The sequence below is a fragment of the Rothia sp. P6271 genome (assembly GCF_048512995.1).
Taxonomy (GTDB): Bacteria; Actinomycetota; Actinomycetes; order Actinomycetales; family Micrococcaceae; genus Rothia.
This window is the reverse complement of record NZ_JBLXXV010000004.1, coordinates 96,117-116,864: the sequence shown is the minus strand read 5'-3', so window position 1 is coordinate 116,864 and position 20,748 is coordinate 96,117. Positions and strand designations below refer to the sequence as shown.

At 48.0% G+C, this 20,748-nt stretch carries 14 protein-coding genes; 4 read left to right on the top strand and 10 right to left on the bottom strand.

What is annotated here, in order from left to right; translation table 11 throughout:
* Positions 1-123: 123 nt before the first annotated feature.
* Entirely contained in the window at positions 124-1,098 is a 975-nt protein-coding gene (locus tag ACN08X_RS04965) for a glycosyltransferase family 2 protein (RefSeq protein WP_419102833.1), read from the bottom strand.
* 361 nt (positions 1,099-1,459) lie between these two features.
* Between ACN08X_RS04965 and ACN08X_RS04960 the strand changes: the two genes are divergently transcribed.
* From ACN08X_RS04960 to ACN08X_RS04945, 4 genes are all read left to right on the top strand, one after another.
* Positions 1,460-6,319 (top strand): NAD-glutamate dehydrogenase, encoded by a 4,860-nt coding sequence (locus ACN08X_RS04960; protein ID WP_419108075.1) that lies wholly within the window; start codon positions 1,460-1,462, stop codon positions 6,317-6,319.
* A gap of 167 nt (positions 6,320-6,486) precedes the next feature.
* The gene (locus ACN08X_RS04955) at positions 6,487-7,233 is read left to right on the top strand and encodes a GntR family transcriptional regulator (protein ID WP_419101222.1); all 747 of its coding nucleotides are present in this window, start codon (positions 6,487-6,489) and stop codon (positions 7,231-7,233) included.
* A gap of 29 nt (positions 7,234-7,262) precedes the next feature.
* Complete coding sequence (gene iolB, locus ACN08X_RS04950) at positions 7,263-8,159, top strand: 5-deoxy-glucuronate isomerase (protein WP_419101221.1); 897 nt, start codon at positions 7,263-7,265, stop codon at positions 8,157-8,159.
* A 74-nt stretch (positions 8,160-8,233) separates the two neighbouring features.
* On the top strand, positions 8,234-8,980 hold the full coding sequence (locus ACN08X_RS04945) for a sulfite exporter TauE/SafE family protein (RefSeq protein WP_419105837.1): 747 nt from the start codon (positions 8,234-8,236) through the stop codon (positions 8,978-8,980).
* Between the two features lie 88 nt (positions 8,981-9,068).
* Here the strand turns inward: ACN08X_RS04945 and ACN08X_RS04940 are convergent, their stop codons facing one another.
* The 9 genes from ACN08X_RS04940 to ACN08X_RS04900 form a co-directional block, all read right to left on the bottom strand.
* The gene (locus ACN08X_RS04940) at positions 9,069-10,280 is read right to left on the bottom strand and encodes a Gfo/Idh/MocA family protein (protein WP_419108074.1); all 1,212 of its coding nucleotides are present in this window, start codon (positions 10,278-10,280) and stop codon (positions 9,069-9,071) included.
* A gap of 122 nt (positions 10,281-10,402) precedes the next feature.
* The gene (locus ACN08X_RS04935; protein ID WP_419108073.1) at positions 10,403-11,845 is read right to left on the bottom strand and encodes a sugar porter family MFS transporter; all 1,443 of its coding nucleotides are present in this window, start codon (positions 11,843-11,845) and stop codon (positions 10,403-10,405) included.
* 325 nt (positions 11,846-12,170) lie between these two features.
* Positions 12,171-13,145, bottom strand: coding sequence for a Gfo/Idh/MocA family protein (locus ACN08X_RS04930; protein ID WP_419101217.1), 975 nt, complete (start codon positions 13,143-13,145; stop codon positions 12,171-12,173).
* Between the two features lie 40 nt (positions 13,146-13,185).
* A complete protein-coding gene (locus ACN08X_RS04925; protein WP_419101216.1) occupies positions 13,186-14,103 on the bottom strand; it encodes a sugar phosphate isomerase/epimerase family protein in 918 nt (305 codons plus the stop codon).
* A gap of 264 nt (positions 14,104-14,367) precedes the next feature.
* Entirely contained in the window at positions 14,368-15,867 is a 1,500-nt protein-coding gene (locus ACN08X_RS04920; protein ID WP_419108072.1) for a CoA-acylating methylmalonate-semialdehyde dehydrogenase, read from the bottom strand.
* A gap of 86 nt (positions 15,868-15,953) precedes the next feature.
* Positions 15,954-17,888, bottom strand: a complete 1,935-nt coding sequence (gene iolD / locus ACN08X_RS04915; RefSeq protein WP_419108071.1) for a 3D-(3,5/4)-trihydroxycyclohexane-1,2-dione acylhydrolase (decyclizing) — start codon at positions 17,886-17,888, stop codon at positions 15,954-15,956.
* A 40-nt stretch (positions 17,889-17,928) separates the two neighbouring features.
* Complete coding sequence (locus ACN08X_RS04910; RefSeq protein ID WP_419101213.1) at positions 17,929-18,843, bottom strand: Cgl0159 family (beta/alpha)8-fold protein; 915 nt, start codon at positions 18,841-18,843, stop codon at positions 17,929-17,931.
* Positions 18,844-18,877: 34 nt separating this feature from the next.
* Positions 18,878-19,843, bottom strand: a complete 966-nt coding sequence (gene iolC, locus ACN08X_RS04905; protein ID WP_419101212.1) for a 5-dehydro-2-deoxygluconokinase — start codon at positions 19,841-19,843, stop codon at positions 18,878-18,880.
* 423 nt (positions 19,844-20,266) lie between these two features.
* Entirely contained in the window at positions 20,267-20,734 is a 468-nt protein-coding gene (locus ACN08X_RS04900; protein ID WP_419108070.1) for a GyrI-like domain-containing protein, read from the bottom strand.
* Between the last annotated feature and the right edge of the window lie 14 nt (positions 20,735-20,748).

Here is a 20,748-nt window from a genome sequence, read left to right as displayed (position 1 = left end):
AAATATCGACAGCACACATTATATCCTTCACCGCTTGAAACAAAGGATGCGTCATGCAGAACCTTAAAAGTTATAGCGGACATCAGGGAGTACTACATCTGAGCAGTGTAAGACCAAAGAGACTTAGTCAATTCCATACGCTCGTTGAACATAACGGGTATAAAACGTCTGGTAGACCTTCGGCGAAAGCTTAAATAAGAATGCGGCAGCACCAAAAACTGGACGTGTTCTAAGAGCTCGTACAACAATATGCCACGCTAATGCCTGTTGGCATTGTTTCAAATAATTGGGAGCGTTGGAAACACCTAAACGCAGAGCACTTTGTGCTCCATTGAGAAAAGCTAGACACCATGTAACGGCAAGAGCGTCCTGCTCTTGCTTGCTCCCTTGATGTATTTGAGTATTTTCTTTGAGATAGTTCATATACCGGTACATTTCTTGTATGGGCGGTACAGACCCCCACGTGACAGAATGCGGGTTCACGCTATAGAGACATAATGATTCTTCAATAAAGCGCACTTTACGCGCTTTTTGATAAATCGGAATAATATAGGCGGCATCTTCAATACGGTTAATAGTGGGGAAGGTGTGTCCAGTTGCGGTGCTGGCACGAAAAATTTTGTCCCACACATAGGGTGTTGTTTCATCGCGTAGAAGTTTGAGCATCGCCTCATGTCCCGTGAATATTCCAGTTTTTCCGCGGAGTCGGGTGCGTTGGTTTCCGTCTCGTGTGACGACATCATGAGCGCAGACAACAACGTCTATTTCATCGTTCGTCCAATGATGCATTCTTTCAAGAAAAGTTGGCGTGAAGGCATCGTCTGAGTCTAAGAAGGCAAGCCACTGTCCGCGAGCTTGAGAAAGTCCTCGGTTGCGAGTTTCGGATAATCCAATGTTCTGTTCGTTGAGGAAGTAGCGTACCCGTGAATCATTAACTTTTTTGAGGTGCTCTGTGATGATGTGATCAGCGTGGTCTGGGGAGGCGTCGTTAACGATGATGAGTTCAAAATCTGGGTCTGTCTGATGTAGAACGCTATCGATGGCACGGATAACCGCATGAGCGGTGTTGTAGACCGGCATAATAATGGTAGTTCGCACAGTCAATGAGTGCCCCCTTATCTCAAAAGTACATGTACCCATGATTATAGGTGTTTTTAGAGTGTAGCTTGGACTTTAGAGGAGCTCTCTCATGTCTCGTGATGTGGCAAGGTCTTGTGGTTGGGTGTCTTTTGAGGAATGTCAGTAGCGAATAAAAGTGTTACAGACTTTAATGCTTCTTGGTTATTCTAAAATATGGGGTTATCTAGCTGATACGTTAGTTTTTTTAATTTTCTTCACGAGAGTACTCTAGGGGTTTTGTGTTAGTGGAGTCACGTTATAAGGTATTACCTATAACACGCACACTCAGCGTGTTGACCATATCACAAAGGTGTGATTGTACTACTACCGGAGGCATATTTTGCACGCTCGCGACGACGCATCACCAGAACAACTGACCACCCCAACATGGATCGATCAGTATTACCAATACACCTCTACAGAGGCAGAAGGAAATAACGTTCACAACCGCCAACGTCTCGCCCAAGAACACCGACGTCTATCACAGACCCGTCAACACGGCGAATCCCTTGTCAACACGCTACAGGACGAAACCTCCACCACATTACTCATCACCACCGATGATATGAGCTACCTCGTTAGCTCCATCACCGCCGAAATTGCCGCAAATTACGGCGGTATTGCAACATTGAACCACCCCACCTTCATCGCTGAACGAGACGATAACGGAACACTCATCAGCCTAGAAGGAACAGGCGTAGAACAACCGGTCGTCAGCGGAGACACCGCAGCGTTACCCGTACTAGACCAAAAAACACCCTCGAACGGCAACACGCTCACCGTAGAATCATGGATATCCATCCAGCTCATCAAAACTCTTGACCCACAAACACAACAAGAACTCACAACACGTATTCACCAGATTCTCAAAAATGTACGTAGCGCCGTTACGGACGCTGACGCCATGGCACAACACGTACAAACCATCGCCCAACAACTCAGCGAGCGCACGAACACCACACAACAAACCTTTAGCGCCCATGACCCCATCCAAAAAATAAGCACTGCTCAAGAATTTCTTAACTGGTTAACCGAAGGAAACTTCTTGTTCTGGGGGATGGAAGAACGGCGCATTAACCCCGCAACAGCAACACTAGAGACCTCACCGCAGAATCGTTTAGGAATCTTTACCCAAAGCCAAGAACATCACGTCGAACTACCTGACCTCGACATCACAACGGTATATTCCCAACAGCCATTACACATCACGAAAGCGTATTCTCGCTCAACCATTCACCGTCACGAGTATCTCGACTATATTGGTGTCAGCATTGTGGACGACTCCGGTGCAATCATCGGGGAGCACGTTATCTTAGGGTTGTTCTCTGCTCAAGCGTATACACTGCCAGCTACACAAACTCCATTGATACGAGAACGTATTAATTCTATTCGTCACCGACTCGGGTTCCACTGCTCATCCCATTCAGAAAAAACTCTTACCGGAATGATCGAGCAGTACCCTAGAACAGAACTGTTCCACACCAACGTTGAAACTCTCAGCGAAACCTTCCGAGCTATCATGGGGCTTGAAGAACGACGCCTTACGAGGGTCTTTATCCGCCCCGATAGCTTAGGGCAGTTTATCTGTGCCGTTATTTTCTTACCGCGAGACCGTTATAACACTGGAGTCCGCCAACGAATCGAATCTGTTTTCTGCGAACAATTTGATGTCGCAGACATCGACTATGACGTACGTTTGTCGACTTCTTCCTTAGCTCGTCTTTTCCTTCGTATTCGGTTGAGTCAACCCAATACGATCCTCGAGATTAACACTGAGGACATCCAACAAAGAGTCCAACGAGCTGTGCGCTCATGGTCAGAAGCAACTGCTTCGGCACTAGAAAAAGCCCAACCAGAAGATAAAGCCCGTACGATTTCTCAGCTATGGGCTGATGCGGTTCCTGCAACCTATCGTGCCGACTATTCCGTTGAAGAAGCCGTCAACGATGTTGACATCTTTGAAGAGCTCTCAACACAACATAAAAAACCTGTAGCAGTCAGACTCTACACAAAAGATAGGCAAACTCGCCTCAAAACGTATCTCAATAGCCAACACACACTAACCGAACTACTACCGGTTATGCAGAATATGGGGCTGATCGTAATCGACCAGAGACCCTACCGTATCACCCCTGCAGACGGGCGAGACTTTATCCTCTATGATTTCGGTGTGGTGTTCCCTGAAGGGATTGACGCACAAGAAGTCGTAGATGTTTACGAACAAGCATTAAGCTCATTCCTTCAAGGACGCCGTGAAACAGACACCCTTGACCGTCTCATTCTCAAAGAAAAAATGAGCTGGAAATATGTGACTGTTCTGCGCGCTTACACACACTACCTTGGTCAACTTGGATGCGGATTCACCCCAGAATTCATGTCCGACACGCTGCTAGGGTACCCTGCTGTTACGAGCCTACTTAACGAATTCTTCGCTATCAGCTTCGACCCGAAACGCCAGTACAACACTGACGAAGAACGAGAACAAGCACGCCAAAAAACATGGGAAGAGCTCCTCTTAGAACTTGGCAAGATACCAACTCTTGACGCAGACCGTTTTATGCGTTCAATGGCTACCGTTATCGCAGCTACTTTACGCACTAACGCGTACCTACCAGATGAGTTCCTCGCGCTAAAAGTCTCTCCCGAATACATTGATTTTGCGCCTTTGCCTCGACCTAAATTTGAAATCTATGTGTATTCTCCCCGAGTAGAAGGCGTACACTTACGCTTCGGCTCCGTTGCACGCGGCGGACTCCGCTGGTCTGACCGTCGTGAAGACTTCCGCACTGAGGTCCTTGGCCTTGTCAAAGCCCAGATGGTCAAGAATGCGGTTATCATCCCAACTGGAGCTAAAGGCGGGTTCTTCCCGAAACAGCTTCCTTCCCCAGCACAAAATCGTGACGCATGGATTGCAGAAGGACGAGAATCCTACAAAATCTTTATTCGTGCGCTCCTCTCTGTAACCGACAACCTGCGTATCGATGAGAACGGCGTAGAACACATCATCCGCCCCGAAGGTATTATCGCTCGCGACGCAGACGACTACTACCTTGTTGTAGCCGCAGATAAAGGGACTGCAGCGTTCTCTGATACAGCTAATAGCATCAGCGAAGAATATGGATTCTGGCTTGGTGACGCGTTCGCGTCCGGTGGCTCTATCGGATACGACCATAAAGCAATGGGAATTACCGCAAAAGGCGCATGGGAATCTGTTAAACGTCACTTTGCCGAACTCGGTAAAGACTGCCAACAAGAAGAATTCACCGCAGTAGGTATTGGAGATATGAGCGGTGACGTCTTCGGTAACGGAATGATGCGCACACAAACAGTCAAACTCCTTGCCGCCTTTGACCACCGCGACATTTTCTTAGACCCCAACCCCGATCCCGAAACCTCTTTCAAAGAACGCGTACGCCTCTACGAATTACCACGCTCCTCGTGGCAGGACTACGACCGTTCACTCATATCTGAAGGCGGCGGAGTCTACTCTCGCGATAGTAAATCTATTCCGCTGACACCCCAAGTACGCTCCGCCCTAGGTATTGATGAGGACATCACAGAGATGTCACCACCTCAACTGCTTTCGGCTATTCTCAAAGCTCCCGTCGAACTCATCTACAACGGTGGTATCGGTACATATATTAAATCGTCTGCAGAAACTCACGCAGAAGTTGGCGACAAAACCAATGACGCACTTCGTATCAATGGTTGCCAAGTACGAGCCACCATTATCGGTGAAGGCGGAAACCTCGGAATGACCCAACGCGGCAGAATTGAAGCAGCAGAAGCAGGCGTACTTCTCAACACTGACGCTATTGACAACTCTGCCGGCGTAGAAACCTCCGACCGTGAAGTCAACATCAAAATCCTAATTGACCGACTCATCGCTCAAGGCAAACTATCGCCAGAGGAGAGAGCAACATTTATTGAAGCTCAACGGGAAGATGTGGGCCAACAAGTTCTTGAAACAAACCGTGAACAAAATGTTCTACTCCAAGCAGAACGGCACGGTGTTATCCCAGGGGTAAGCGCCTACATCCGACTCATCCACGACCTTGAAAAACATGCCGGACTGGTGCGTGAAGTAGAGTTCATCCCTGACGACGAACACATCCGCGAACGCTATGAACAGACCGGAATTACTCTCACTAGCCCTGAATTTTCAGTGCTTACCGCATACGTCAAAATGCACCTCACTGCGGAGCTTTGCAAAACATCTTTTGCAGAAGACCCCTATCTGCACCGTATTTTGCAAGAGTACTTCCCTCCAGCACTTGTAGAGCGATTCGGAGAAGACCTAAACACCCATCCGCTACGTCAAGAAATTATCTGCACGCGGGTTGCAAACCAGATAGTGAACACTGCTGGTATTACGCATGTCTTTAGGGTTCAAGAAGAAACAGGCGCCAGCGTAGACACTATCGCACGAGCCTTCTTCGTTGCCCGTGACCTTTTCGACATTGACAAGGCTTCTACCGTACACCGCGGACTTCCTGCACACACCCCGATTCAGGGTTGGCAGGCAACAATGCGAGACTGGCAACGCGTACTTGACCGTCTCGTACGCTGGTTTATCTCTGAGCGTTCTGTTGTTACAGGAGCACCAATCCTTGACATCATTAACACCTATTCAGAGGTTCTGCGACTGCGACGCAACCTCCCTGATTATCTTTCTGATAATTCTCGCGCTCGCGTTCGTGCTTTGCGCGAGCAGGGTGAGCAATGGGGTCTTCCTGAAGAATTGTTAGTTGTCTGGATTCGTGGTTTTGAAGGTTTCGCATTGATGGATGTGGTGCGGACTGCTCAGGCTCATCAACTCAGTGTTGATGCTGTTGCCCTGATTTACTTCTCGGTGTATGACCGTTTCGGAGTAGATTCTTTGTTGACGCTCATTAGCCGTCTGCCTCGTACTGACCGTTGGGAGATTCTTGCTCGTTCAGCTCTTCGCGATGACCTCTATGAGATTGCTGCTGGCCTTGCCCTAGCAATTTTGAAGGCTCAAGGTGAAAATGCCTCGGCTCGCTCGGTGGAACAAGGAGATTCTGCCGTTCAACAATGGGTCAAAGAACATCCTGTTCGTATGGAACGAGTTGATGACACTTTAGCTGAGGTGGTTCAGGCTGCTACTGGGTCTGATGGTCGCCCCCGTTTTGATGTGCTCTCTGTTGCGTTGCGTGCTTTGCGTGGTGCGTTGAGCTAACAGACACTGTGGTTCAGGTGTGGAAGTCATCGCTATTATTTTGATAAATAGCGATGACTTCCTTGCATTTGTTGATGTGCTAGCACCCTTGGAATGAATCACAATGCTACTCTAGAATAGTTATGTCTTTACAAAAGGACATATAGACACTATCCCCAGCAAGGTTGATGATGGCTACTATAGATTTTCCTGCAATTACTATTGATCGTTCTTCCCCTATTCCCCTGTACCATCAGCTTGTTAACGGCATTAACCACCATATTGCTGAGGGAAAGATTCCTACTGGTTCAATGCTCCCTAACGAACTAGAACTTGCTGCTCAGCTGCATTTATCACGTCCAACTGTGCGTAAAGCTATGGATGAGCTTGTTCGTGGTGGGCTACTTGTTCGTAAACGTGGGGTAGGTACACAGGTTGTTTCAAACGAAATTCGTCGCCCCTTGAGCCTGTCTTCTCTATACAACGATTTGCAACGAAGCGGTATTGAACCAACAACACGTGTCATTACCTATGAAGTGGTTGAAGCTGATGAGCAAATTGCAGAGAAACTTGCCTTAACTGATGACCTATCGGTTTATCATCTGGTTCGTGTTCGTTACGAAAACGGTACTCCACTAGCTTTAATGGAGAACTGGGTTCCTGTTAGTGCGGTCTCTTTGACGGAGGACGAATTAAATGAACGCGGTTTGTATGAACTCATGGGATCTCGTGGGGTGACGTTCTCTCTTGCTCAACAAAAAATTGGTGCCACTATAGCTAATAAGTATCAGGCGGTAGAGCTTGATACCCATGAGGGTGCACCGTTGGTGACGATGTTCCGCACCACTATGAATGACACCGGTGTTCGTGTTGAAACAGGAAAGCACGTATACCGAGCAGACCTATATTCCTTTGAAATGACGCTTTCAAACTAAAATTCTGAACTCTACGATAGGAGAGTACCGTGACACAGCAGTGGTTCTACCCAGCAGGTTCTGCTTCCCAAGACCAGTGGGAGGTTTCTTTAGGGGCTTCTGACTCTACAACGACTGTAGAAGGCTGGAAACATACTGGTATTCGTGTTGCTACTTTGGGGGAAGAACCTCTGAGCTTAGATGCAGCAGATGAAGAGCGTATCATCATGCCCTTGAACGGTGATGTTCACGTCACGATAGGTGACGAACAGTACCTTCTTGAAGGTCGCGAATCTGTATTCCACGGCCCTGCAGATATCTTATATACCGGTATTAATACCCCTGTGGTGATTAGCGGAGTCAAAGGTGCGCGAGTTTCTATTTCTTCTGCACCAGCACGTGCACACTATCCGGTTCGTCATGTTAAAAAGAGTGAGATTCCTGTAGAGCTCCGTGGTGCCGGTAATTGTTCTCGTCAGGTTCATAATTTTGGTACTCCAGCAGCGTTAGAAGCAGACCGTTTCATTGTCTGTGAAGTGATTACTCCTGCTGGTAACTGGTCTTCATATCCTCCTCATAAGCATGATGTGGAGCAAGAAGGGGAAACTGCTTTAGAAGAGATTTATTATTTTGAGACTCGCCCTGCAGTAGGTGCACCGGCAGAAGCGCAGGATGCGATTGGTTACCAGCGTGTATATGCTTCAGATGAACGTCCCATTGATGTCAACGCTGAAGTGCGTACCGGTGACGTGGTGTTGGTGCCTTATGGTTGGCATGGGCCAGCCATGGCGGCTCCTGGCTACGATTTGTATTACTTGAATGTTATGGCAGGTCCTGGACCTGTTCGTGATTGGCTGATCAGCGATGACCCACACCATGGCTGGGTCCGTTCGACATGGGACAATCAGGAGATTGATCCTCGTCTTCCTTTCACCGCAGAACAATAAAAATATAATATGTCCAGAGGTGCTAAAGAATTATTCTTTAGCACCTCTGGCTTTAACATGATGGGGCAAAAACAATGCTGAATATTATAGGGGAGTACTCTCTAATTTCTTGGGCTCTTCTAGGATGTGCAGCCTTTTTAGTGGGTATCTCTAAGACGATGCTTCCGGGAGTTAATCTTATTTCTGTTATTATTTTTGCTTCTCTCATGCCAGCAAAAATATCAACGGGCGCATTATTAATATTGCTCATCATCGGCGATATTTCAGCGTTAGTAGCGTATAGAAAACATGCTCATTGGAAAACACTCTTGACCTTGGTGCCGGCTGTGCTTTGTGGCTTAGTTGTGGGTGCTGCGTATCTTTTTGTTTCTAATGATCAGGTGATTCGTCGTAGTATTGGTTGGATTTTATTGGCTTTGATGGTGCTGACTCTTCTTCAGCGTCAGAGCCGTCATTCAGCACAGAACACTTCGCAGAAGTTTGCTTGGTTTTATGGGGGACTTGGTGGTTTTACCACGATGGTCGCTAATGCTGGTGGGCCAGTCATGAACATGTATTTCTTGGCGAGCCGTTTTAACGTTCAGCTTTTCTTAGGGACAACAGCTTGGTTTTTTGCGGTGATGAACGTGCTGAAACTTCCTTTTTCTGTGAGTTTAGGGTTGGTGAACCCTCACACGTTAACATTAGGTTTAGTCTTACTTCCGCTGCTTCTTCTGGGAAGTTTTATAGGCTGGTTTTATGCTCGACGTATTCCACAAAAAGTTTTTGAGCGTCTTGTAATTGTTGTGACGTGGGTGGGGGCTCTTTACCTAGTTTTCTAAAAGATTTTGAGTATGCTTAAGGCTCTTTGAAACCGGTTTCCCCTCCAGTTTCAAAGAGCCTTAAGCATCTCTAGGAGTTATTTTCTTCTTATCGTTTGGAGAGGTCTTCTCCGCTGGCACTAGTGCCAGTAACAGGTTCCACTACCTGCCATGTCTGCGTTTCCGCAGAGTCTACTGCCGCTGAGATGACGCGGTTAGCGAGGAGTGCGTCGTGAATATCAGCGTGAATCTTTTCTTGTCCAAGATATGCTTGAAGGAATTTCTTCGCTTCAATAATTTTTAGGTCGTCATATCCCATGGAAGTTCCTGCCCCTGGCTGGAAGAAGGAGAAATCTCCAAAGCCTGGGCCGGCAAAAATACGAGTGTATCCAACCTGCTCGCCAGCTGATCCAAGAGCTAATTCGAGTTCGTTCATACGCTCAAAATCCCATTTGAGGGAGCCCTCAGTGCCGTAAATTTCAATAGCGTATTGGGCGCGTGGGCCAACACTCACACGAGAAGCTTCAAGAGTTCCTACCGCGCCTACGCCACCAAGACGTACTAAGAGTGCGGCGTAATCTTCATTCTCGACCGGTGCCATTTCACCATTTTCAATGACTGCGAAGTGGGTTCCGCTTCCCATAGGAAGTTTGGGGCGCTCGGTATGGACGGTATGGGTGAGCGCACAGACCTCAGTGATAGGGCCGACGGTGTAGTGAATAAGATCTGCTAGATGCCCTAAAAGGTCTCCTAATACGCCGGTACCAGCAAGGTCCCGTACAAAACGCCAAGAGAGCGCTCCACGGGGGTCTGAAGAATAATCTGCAAAGAATGAACCACGAACGTTGGTGATTCTTCCAAGTTTTCCGTCGCTGATGAGTTGACGAGCGTATTCAATAGCTGGTGTGTTGCGATAGTTGAATCCCACAGCAGTGACTACGCCATTTTTGCGAGCTTCATCAACAATTTCTTGGGTCTCTGCCGCGGAGCGTCCTGCTGGTTTTTCAATCCAGAAAGCTTTACCAGCTGCTGCTGCTTCCTTGCCGATTTGTGCGTGCAAGAAGTTAGGTGCACAAATAGAAACAACATCAATATCGGGGTTTGCGAGGACATCTTGATAGTTAGTTGTTCCGCTTTCAAAACCAAGAACGTTAACAGCGTAATCGACGCGTTCTTCGGAGGTATCTGCGGCTTGAACGAGACGAGTCTTGATGCCTAACTCAGGGTAGACCTGTGGAACTGCTGCGTAGGCTTTGCTGTGGACTTTTCCCATCCAACCGACACTGATAAGACCAACGTTAATGGTACGTGTTGTTGTCATGACGTGACCTTTTCAAAAAAGTAGTAGATGTATAGAACTGAGGAAAATGGAACCGTAGCCCCTATGCCCATCGTGAGCAATAGAGGCTACGGAACATCAAGAGAGGTTATTTCAGTGGTAGTTTATTTGTTCTTGACAATGTAGATAGCACCGGTAGTGACGCCAACTTCCACTTCTTCAAGGCTCTTACCGCGGGTTTCGGGTAGGAACTTGAACATCACGAACGCTGCGATTGCGTTGATGACGGCGAATCCGAAGAAGGTGGAGTTTAGTCCAACTGCTTTAAGGATTGAAGGGAACGCGAAGGAGATTGCAGCATTTGCAAGCCAGAGACAGAGAACTGCGAAGCCCATACCGAATGCGCGAATCTGCTGAGGGAAAATCTCCGAGAGAAGAACCCACGTTGCAACGTTCAAGAAGGTCTGCATCGAACCGACGAAGCCGACGATGAGAAGCAAGAGAATGTAAGGGCGAGCTGCAGAGTCAGTAGGTAGTACCAATGCTGCAGTACCGATGAGGAGGTGGAAGATAGTAACCAAAGTGTAGCCGGTGATAACGGTGGTACGACGGTTAATCTTTTCCATCATCCACAATGCGATGAATGCGCCAACAACAGCGATAATACCGGGGGCGATATTAGCGATAAGAGCTGCGTTCTTAGAGAATCCAGATTCCTGAAGAACAATCTGACCGTAGTACATGATGGAGTTGATACCGGTGAATTGCTGGAATACCGCAAGTGCAACACCAACAAGGACGATGCGAAGAATCCACTTGTCTTTGAGCATGGATGACACGCTAGGAGCAACCATGGTGGATTCTTTTTCGAGGGTTCGCTGAATGTCCTTAGCCTCAGCTTCTGCACGTTTTTCGGTGCGAATCTGTCGGAGGACTTCAGTTGCCTCGTCAAGACGACCCTTAGAAACTAGCCAACGAGGAGATTCTGGAACGCGGAGCATGCCGATGAATAAGAATACTGCAGGAATTGCGCAGATAGCGAGCATGATACGCCAGACACCATCAAGGTGGCCCCATACGTTACCGATAAATGCGTTGATGACGAATGCTGCCAACTGACCGACAACAATCATCATTTCGTTGCGTCCAGAGAGAGAACCGCGAATTTCGTAAGGTGCAAGTTCTGCAAGGAACACGGGAACGACGGTGGAAGCGCCACCGACGCCGATACCGAGTAGGACGCGTCCAAGGACGAGTAGGCCTAGGCTTGGTGCGAAGGAGCACGCTAATGCGCCGAGGAAGAAGATAATTGCGAGCCCCATGATGGTCTTACGACGACCAAATTTGTCGGAAATGCCACCGGAGAAGAGTGCGCCAAATGCTGCAGCGAAAAGGAGTGAAGAAGTAACGATACCTTCTGTTTTTTCGTTGAGGCCTAGCTCTTCTGACATGGGAAGTAGAGCACCGTTGATGACACCGGTGTCGTAGCCAAAGAGCAAACCGCCGAGAGTTGCTACAACCGCGACCTGGCCGAGGCGTTTACTGTGAGGCCCCTTGGTGAGAGGCGGTAAGTTCGCCTCCGACGCACTAACAGAGTGTCCTGACATTATGACTCCTTCGTCTATAAGAAATGTCGATAGTAGATATATGAGGTTAAACGATAGTCTCTGTAGGCGAGCTTACCTAACCTCATGCTCTATAGAGTGTGTGGTTTTAGTAACCGATTACTCAACAGAGAACCCAATGTGTTACTAAACACTATATATTTGTCATGACATAATGACAATCTTTTTAAGAAAATTTTTTATCCCCTTTTTCTTGAAACGACAATCAGCCCTAATCTAAGAAAAAGAGTGCAAAGACAAGCAGATACGCGAAGAGGGGGTACCAACGTGTTGGTACCCCCTCTAGCGTAGATACCCGAAAATATCTTTAGCGATACAAATCAGGTTTCTCTTCGAGAACAACCTGCTCAACATTTCCGGAATTCAACGCCGCAAAACCAGCTTCACAACAAGCAGCCGCCGCATAACCATCCCAAGCAGATGGGCCAGTATGCTCACCCTTGCTGATGGCATTAATCCATGCCTGAACTTCTTGATCATATGCATCAACAAAGCGAGGCTCAAAACTGGGGCAGGTCAAATCTTGACCGACAGAAATGTGGTTTTCTTCAAATACCGCGCGAGTAGTTACAGAATATCCAAAACGAGCAGTGACATGAGTGCTAACCGTTACCAGTACGCCAGACTCAGTCTCCATAATGACCTTTGCCGGATCAGCAAGCTCACCTTGAGCATGCTTGGTCTTCTTGCCAGAGATTACACGGACTGTCTTAATCTCTTCACCAGTCAGATAACGAACTCCGTCAAACTCGTGAACAACAGTGTCGTCAATGAGATTGCGCCCCGTATAAGAATCCAACACATACGGATTAATATGTTCGCAATCAAGCTGCAAAAGTTCACCATAAGAACCAGCTTGAACAGCTGCACGAATAGTGCGGTAACCGCCATCAAAACGACGCATGAAGCCAACCTGAATCAACTTCTTGCCGGTAGCAACTTCAGCCTTAACAATTTCATATGCAGAGGCTGAATCTGGGGTGAGTGGCTTCTCGCAAAGAATAGGCAATCCAGCCTCTAATGCAGGCTGTAAAACAGGTGCATGTAAGAAACCAGGAGTCGCAATTAAAACAGCGTCAACACTGTCAGACTCAAGAGCCTTGTGGAAATCAGTATAAACCTGAGCTCCATCAATACCTTCAAGAGCTTCAATAGCCTTAGACTCATCAATATCTACTACTGCGCTAACGCGTGCGCCATCAATACGTTCGTGAATACGACGAATATGGTCGTATCCCATACGTCCAGCGCCAACAACGGCAACACGAATATCCTGAGACATCTTTACTTCCTTTTCAATAACAGATGAAGTTGGGTTATCTTTAGCCAATTACGGTGCGAGAACCGCAACCAAGTAGATAAGTTTTGGTGCGCTGAGCGATAGGTAGTGGGATATCAAAAGATTTCACAGGATACATATCCTGCTCAACAATGCCAAAGAGTGGTCGGTTGAGAGCCTCAGCAGCTTCAATAACTTTCGACAAGTCAGGCAATCCGTGAGGTGGTTCGCACATCACTCCACTTGCGGTTGCATCTTTGAAAGTCATGTTTTCTTCACGTACTCGGCGAAGAATCTCAGGGTCTACCTGCTTCAAGTGCAAGTACCCGATGCGTTCAGGATACTTTTCAATGAGTTCAACAGAAGAAGCTCCACCATACTGGGCATGTCCGGTGTCCAAGCAGAGAGTAACAAGCTTCGGGTCAGTTACAGCAAGGAACTTTTCAATCTCTTCCATGGTCTCAACATGAGAATCTGCATGGGAGTGGAACTGCTGGAACAAGCCGAAGTCGCGCTGAAGGGTTTCTCCAAGCTTGTTATGTCCTTGAGCAAGATTATCCCACTGCTGTTCGGTCAAGGTTGATGGCTCTAGTTCTTCGCCGGTCTTGTCATCGCGCCAAAGAGCCGGAATAACAACAATGTGCTTTGCGCCCATAGCTGCTGTTAGTTCAGCAACCTTGCGAGCGGGCTCCCATGCGATATCCCACTGCTCCTGTCCGCCTCGATGGAAAGCCGTGAAAACAGTTCCAGCAGAAATTTGCAAATCGCGCTCTTTAAGTTCGCGAGCCAAAACCTCTGGTTCTGCAGGGAGGTAGCCGTAAGGTCCAAGTTCAATCCACTTGTAGCCAGCTTCAGCAACTTCATCTAGGAAACGCTGCCACGGTGTTTGAGCGTCGTCGTCGGCGAACCATACGCCCCAAGAGTCGGGGGCTGTGCCAATGATGAGGTTATTCTCGGTCATGTTCTCACGCTTTCATCGTTGAAAAGTGTTGTCTGGGTGAAAATGAAGAGTTTCAAAAACCCTTAACTATGTAAAGACATACTATCAAATAATGTGTGGTGGTGAACATAGTAGAAGAAAAAGTTTGAGAAAAATTATGAACCCTCAAAGAACCTACATCAACCCTAGCCACAACCACAAAAGAGGAGGGGCTAGTAACCAGTAATCACTAGCTACTAACCCCTCACAACCATCACACATCCAATAAAGGATCCTTTTTAGTCACTAGTTACGTGACTCAAAATTAAAGTTCGCTCCAGAAGCTTGCTTCGGCTCAGGCCAACGCTGAGTAATAGCCTTGCCACGAGTGTAGAAGCGAAGACCATCTTCACCATAAATATGGTGCTCACCAAAGAGCGAATCGTTCCAACCACCGAAAGAGTGATTTGCCAACGGAACAGGCAACGGAACATTGACACCAACCATGCCGACCTTAATCTTTCGGCTAAAGGTACGAGCTGCAGCACCAGAGGAAGTGAAGATGCAGGTACCATTTCCGAAGGGATTGGAGTTAATCAAATCAATACCTTCTTGCAAAGTATCAACACGAATAACTACCAAAACAGGACCAAAAATCTCTTCACCATAAGCGCTCATCTCAGGTGAAACATTATCCAAGATGGTCGGGCCAACAAAGTTACCCTTCTCATGGCCAGGTACAACAAGGTTACGACCATCAATAACAACGGTAGCGCCAGCCTTCTCAGCCTCAGTAATAATGCGCTGAACACGCTCACAAGACTGCGGAGTAATCAAAGGACCCATATCAGCGTCCTTATCCATACCGTTAGAAACCTTGATGTTACGAGCTAAAGCGGTCACCTTCTCGATGGTCTTCTCAGCGGCTTCTCCCACAGCAACAGCAACAGAAATAGCCATGCAACGCTGACCCGCTGCACCAAAAGCTGCAGCGTTAAGGTGCTCAGCAACAACATCCATATCAGCATCAGGCATAATCAACGCATGGTTCTTCGCTCCGCCAAGAGCCTGAACACGCTTGCCGTACTTCGTACCAGTCTCATGAACATAACGAGCAATAGGAGTAGAACCAACAAACGAAATGCCATCAACATCAGGATGAGTCAAAAGACCGTCAACGGTCTCTTTACCACCGTGCAAAACGTTGAAAACGCCATCAGGAAGACCAGCTTCCTTCCACAACTTTGCCATGAAGTTTGCAGCAGAGGGGTCACGCTCAGAAGGCTTCAAAATGAAAGCGTTACCAGCAGCAATAGCCAAAGGCGCCATCCACAACTGAATCATGACAGGGAAGTTGAATGGAGTAATACCAGCAACAACGCCCAAAGGCTCACGAACAGAATACGCATCAATACCAGTTGCGGCCTGCGGAGTGAAACGACCACTCACAAGGTTGGTAATACCGCAAGCATACTCAACGATTTCCTGACCACGAGCAATCTCACCGCGAGCGTCAGAAAGAACCTTACCGTGTTCTGAAACAACAAGTTCTGCTAACTCTCCAGTGTGCTTTACAAGAAGCTCACGGAAACGGAAAAGAACAGCGGTGCGCTTTGCCAAAGATAGCTCAGACCAGCCTTTTGCAGCAGTCTTCGCAGCAGCAACAGCCTTCTCAAGCTCGTCCTGAGAACCAAGGTGCAAAGACCCTAGAACATCTCCGGTAGCAGGGTTAAAAATTTCCTGACGAGCAGAACCAGAGCTAGGTACTTCTTCGCCGTTGATGAAGTGTAGAACTTCGTATGACATATTTACTCCTTGTATAGAGATAGAAAAATATCGGGATAATGCGTGCTGTAACACTCATGCGCCACAGCACACACGACAACTAAAACTTAAGGTCCAAGAAGAGAACGCTGCATGGCCTTCTTCTCACGATAGGTCTCATAAGCATTCTGAGTAGAAGAAAGCTCACTCACACCCGTAATAGGCACATCCCACCACGATTCAGAAGACGGCGCATCAATCATCGGATCAGACTCAACATGAATAACAATCGGGCCAGAACCTTCTGGTGCTGCTTTCGCCTGAGCCACAGCATCTTGCAAACGCTCGCGAACATCCTCACCCGGTTCAACACGAATAACCTTCGCACCCAAAGACTGAGCATTCGCTGCCAAATCAATAGGCAAAGTATCGCCATGATCAAAACTGTGAGTCTCTTTATCCAAGGTGCGGTACTTCGTACCAAAACGCTGAGAACCAACAGACTCAGAGAGTGCACCAATAGACGCATAGCCATGATTTTGAATCAAAACAACAATCAGTTTGATACCTTCTGCTACCGCAGTGACCAACTCAGTGTTCATCATCAGATAAGAACCATCGCCAACCATCACCACAACATCACGACCATCTTGGGTATCTAACGACGCACGCTTCACACCCAAACCGCCAGGAATCTCATAGCCCATACATGAATACGCGTATTCAACGTGGTAACCATAAGCGTCCTTAACTCGCCACATCTTGTGGAGGTCACCAGGTAATGAACCCGCTGCACACACCACAACATCGCGGTCGTCCATTGCCTCATTGACAGCACCAATAATTTCGTTTTGGCTCATCAACGGACGATAACGCTCAGCAAAAGCATCATCAACAATGCCATTCCAACGAGCCTTTTCTGAAGCAACTTCCTCAGTAACAGCAGAAGAAACTTTGAAACCGCTCAATGCGTCATTGAGCTTAATAAGAGCCTTCTTTGCATCAGCAACCATCGCAACAACACCACTGTGCTTATACGCATCAAATGCTGCAACGTTGATATTGACAAACTTAACATCAGGATTTTGGAATGCCGTACGAGAAGCCGTCGTGAAATCTTCATAACGAGTACCAATACCAATAATCACATCAGCATCACGAACAAGAGCATTAGATGCCGTAGAACCAGTGGAACCAACAGCACCCAAGCACAAAGGATGATCCCAATCCATCACACCAACAGCAGCCTGAGTGTATGTGACAGGAATGCCTGTTGCTTCTGCAAACTGACGTAGCTCATTTTGAGCAAACGCATAATGTACGCCACCACCAGCAACAATGACAGGTTTCTTCGCTTCGCGAATAACACTCATCGCTGCTTGAATATCAACGTCTTCTGGCTCAGGGCGACGGATTCGCCAATGGCGAGGAGCAAGGAACTCATCAGGAACAAGAATTTCTTCTGCCTGAACATCCTGAGGCAAAGCAATCGTCACTGCACCTGTATCCACGGGGTCAGTCAAAACACGCATACCGTTCAAAAGTGCAGAGAAAACCTGCTCCGGACGCCATACACGATCAAAATAGCGGCTTACAGGACGGAAAATATCATTAACCGTCACATCTGCTGCGTCAAAACGTTCTAGCTGCTGAAGAACAGGATCCGGAACACGAGTAGCGAACTGGTCTGACGGGAAAAGCAATGCCGGAAGACGGTTCGTTGTCGCAAGAGCTGCACCCGTAACCATGTTTGAAGCACCAGGGCCAATTGACGTGGTAACCGCGTATGTTGCACGACGACGAGTATGGCGAGCATACCCAACAGCTTGGTCTACCTGAGCTTGCTCATTACGGCCTTGATAGTACGGCATCAAGGAAGGATCTAATTCCTGATACTGGCGAAGAGCCTGCCCCATGCCGGCAACATTGCCGTGCCCAAAAATACCGAAAATACCAGGAATAGTGCGCTCACAGTATTCCTGCCCATCAATGGTGTCTACGGTGTACTGGTTCGCTAAGAACTTCACCACAGTCTGAGCTACAGAGAGTCTTTGAAAACCCATAATTTGTGTCCTTATACGTCAAAAGGTGAATGAAAGAAGATTAATCGGTGATGGTGTGATGTAGAAGCGAAGCGGCTGTTTCAACAGCACCAGCAACATTGCCATCTGCAGGGTATAGCAAGGTACGCCCTACCGTAAGACCCTGAACACCAGGGAGCTTCAACGCATTTTCCCAGCTAGAGAATACCTCTTCGGGAGAACCAGAAGGATCTCCACCCAGAAGAACAGTCGGCATCGTCGTAGCTGCCATAACTCGTTCCATCTCCTCAACAACAGGAAGTTTCATCCACGTATAAGCGGTGTTAGTTCCAAGAGCTTCAGCAATACCGATAGAGGTAATGACGGCATCAGCAGAGAGATTGTTACGAATAGCGCCGTTATGAGTTTCTGAGATAAAAGGCTCAACCATCGCGTAGAGTTCTTGTTCTGCTAAAGCATTAACTGCCTGAGCGCAAGCCTCTAGGGTAGCTACAGTGTTCTCATCACCGTAGTGAATGCGGGTGAGCATTTTGCCGCCGTCAGCGCCAATACGCTTGAGATATTCGGCAGTGTGTCCGGTGAAGCGGTCGTCCATTTCGTTGACAAGCCCACTAATACCACCACGGTTCATCGACCCGAAGACGAGCTTTCCGTCAAGAGCACCTAAAAGGAGTAAGTCGTCGAGAATGTCGGGAGACGCGAGAACACCGTCCACCGCTGGGTTTTTGAGTGCAATTTGTAGGCGGTCAAGAAGATCGCGACGATCTGCCATCGCCATTGCACGATCTTTGACGCGGTTTGCTCCGCGTGCAGGGTGATCTGCAGCGACGATAAAGTTTTGTTTTCCATAACGTGGGCCTTCGTGGCGAACACGGTTGTCGGCTGCACGTTGGATAGCTTGAGGGTCCTCTAGACGGATACGTGTGAGATGCTCATATCGTCTAGGGTCACGCTCTTCATCATGAGAATGGGACATTGTAATCTCCTGAAAAATTTGGCTCGTGCGGTGCTTAGAAGTTGCGCCCATATTGAGCGAGGAACTCTTGTACTTCAGATTCGGTAGGCATAGCATCCGAACATGCAATTTGTGATGCGACGATAGCGCCTGCACCATTGGCAAAGTCGAGTACCTTATCGAGTTCCCAGCCAGAGAGCACGCCGTGCACAAAAGCTCCGCCGAAAGAGTCTCCAGCGCCAAGACCATTAGCTGTTTCAACTGGTGTTGGTGCGCATACCACACGGCTGGTTGCGGTCTTTGCAAGAACACCGTTGGCACCCATCTTCACGACAGCAAGTTTGACGCCTGCTTCAAGGAGTCGGTCTGCTTGTTCATCTGGGGTGCCGTCTCCAACTGCTACGGCGCATTCTTCGCGGTTTCCGATAGCGATAGTTGCATAGGAGAGAAGCTGTTGAGCAGCTTGTTGTGCCTGCTCAATGTTTTCCCAGAACATGGGGCGGTAATCTAGATCGAGGATGGTGTGTTGTTCGTCGGAGAGGAGATCTCGTGGGCGTGCCTCATGTGCTGCAAGTTGCGCGCTACGAGCTGGTTCTTGGCACATTCCTGTTAGAGTGCTCCAGAAGATACGGCTCTCTTTGACAGCTTCTTTGTTGATGTCTGCTTCGGTGAGCTGTAAATCTGGTGCGGTGGGGAAGCGGCCGTAGAAGTATAGAGGGAAATCTTCTGGCGGCTTGATAGCGCAGAAAGTTACGCATGTTTGCAGCTGAGGATCAGTTGAAACATGAGCTTCGTCTACACCGTATTTTTTGAGTTCACGGCGAAGAAAAGTGCCGAAAGGGTCATTGCCAACGCGGGTAATGACCGAAGTTTTATGTCCGTAACGGGCAGCTGCTACCGCTACGTTTGCAGGGGAGCCACCGAGGTATTTACCGAATGATGTGACGTCTTCTAGTCCGACTCCAATGTCGTTAGGGTATACGTCAACGCTGATGCGGCCCATGGTGAGAAGGTCGTACATGAAATCTTTCCTTAGTGGGGTCGTATGGGTTTGGCGTCCTCGCCGAAAAGCTGTTAGTTATAGCGTGCCCCATCACACACCCAAATGTCAATGTTTGTACTGACATAGTTACAAAGTTTCTTTATTTTGCGTTAAAGACTGGAAAAAATTGCAAAAAACCTCACCCTGATACCCCACCCGAAAAAACAAGAACCCCCTACTTCTTGTCACAATAGAACGCCTAGAAAACCCCGTATAAACTATCTGGCTAGCAGAACATTTCCACCTGCCCCATACACCTCAGCCCCAGAACGTGATACCTAACTTGCACCGTGCACACCAGAACTGAAAAAACACTCATACCAAACAAACACCATACGAAAAAGGTCGCTCCACCAAACAGTGAAGCGACCTTCTACACCAAAAACGAGAAGAACTACCCTCTCAAAGTGCCTTAACAGGAACCCAAACCTGCATCATATAATTCTCAGAACTAGTATCCCCAGGACCATACACCTCCAGTGCAGGACCAGACGCCGTCAAAGCTCTCTCAGGCAAAAACGTACCCAAAAGATAATCCAAACCCGTCATAGACGCTAACGGGGCAGGGCCACGAACATCAACAATGGCATAATCACCAGCAGGAACCTCTGCAGCATTCAAACCCAAAGCCTGCGCGTTATCCCGAGAATTCACCACCAAACCAGCCATATAATCAAACTCTTGACGCATATTAGCACCAAAAATAATGGCAACCTGCTGAGTATCCTCAGTGCTAAAACCAGCCAGCTTAACCGTATTCAAAACACTCTCCCACACATCAGCATTGCCAACAGCAGGATCAATCGTCTCACGTAAACCAGCAAGAACAAGCGATGGGCGATGCTCCACTCGCGCAAAATCAGACATCATAAACGCCAGTATCC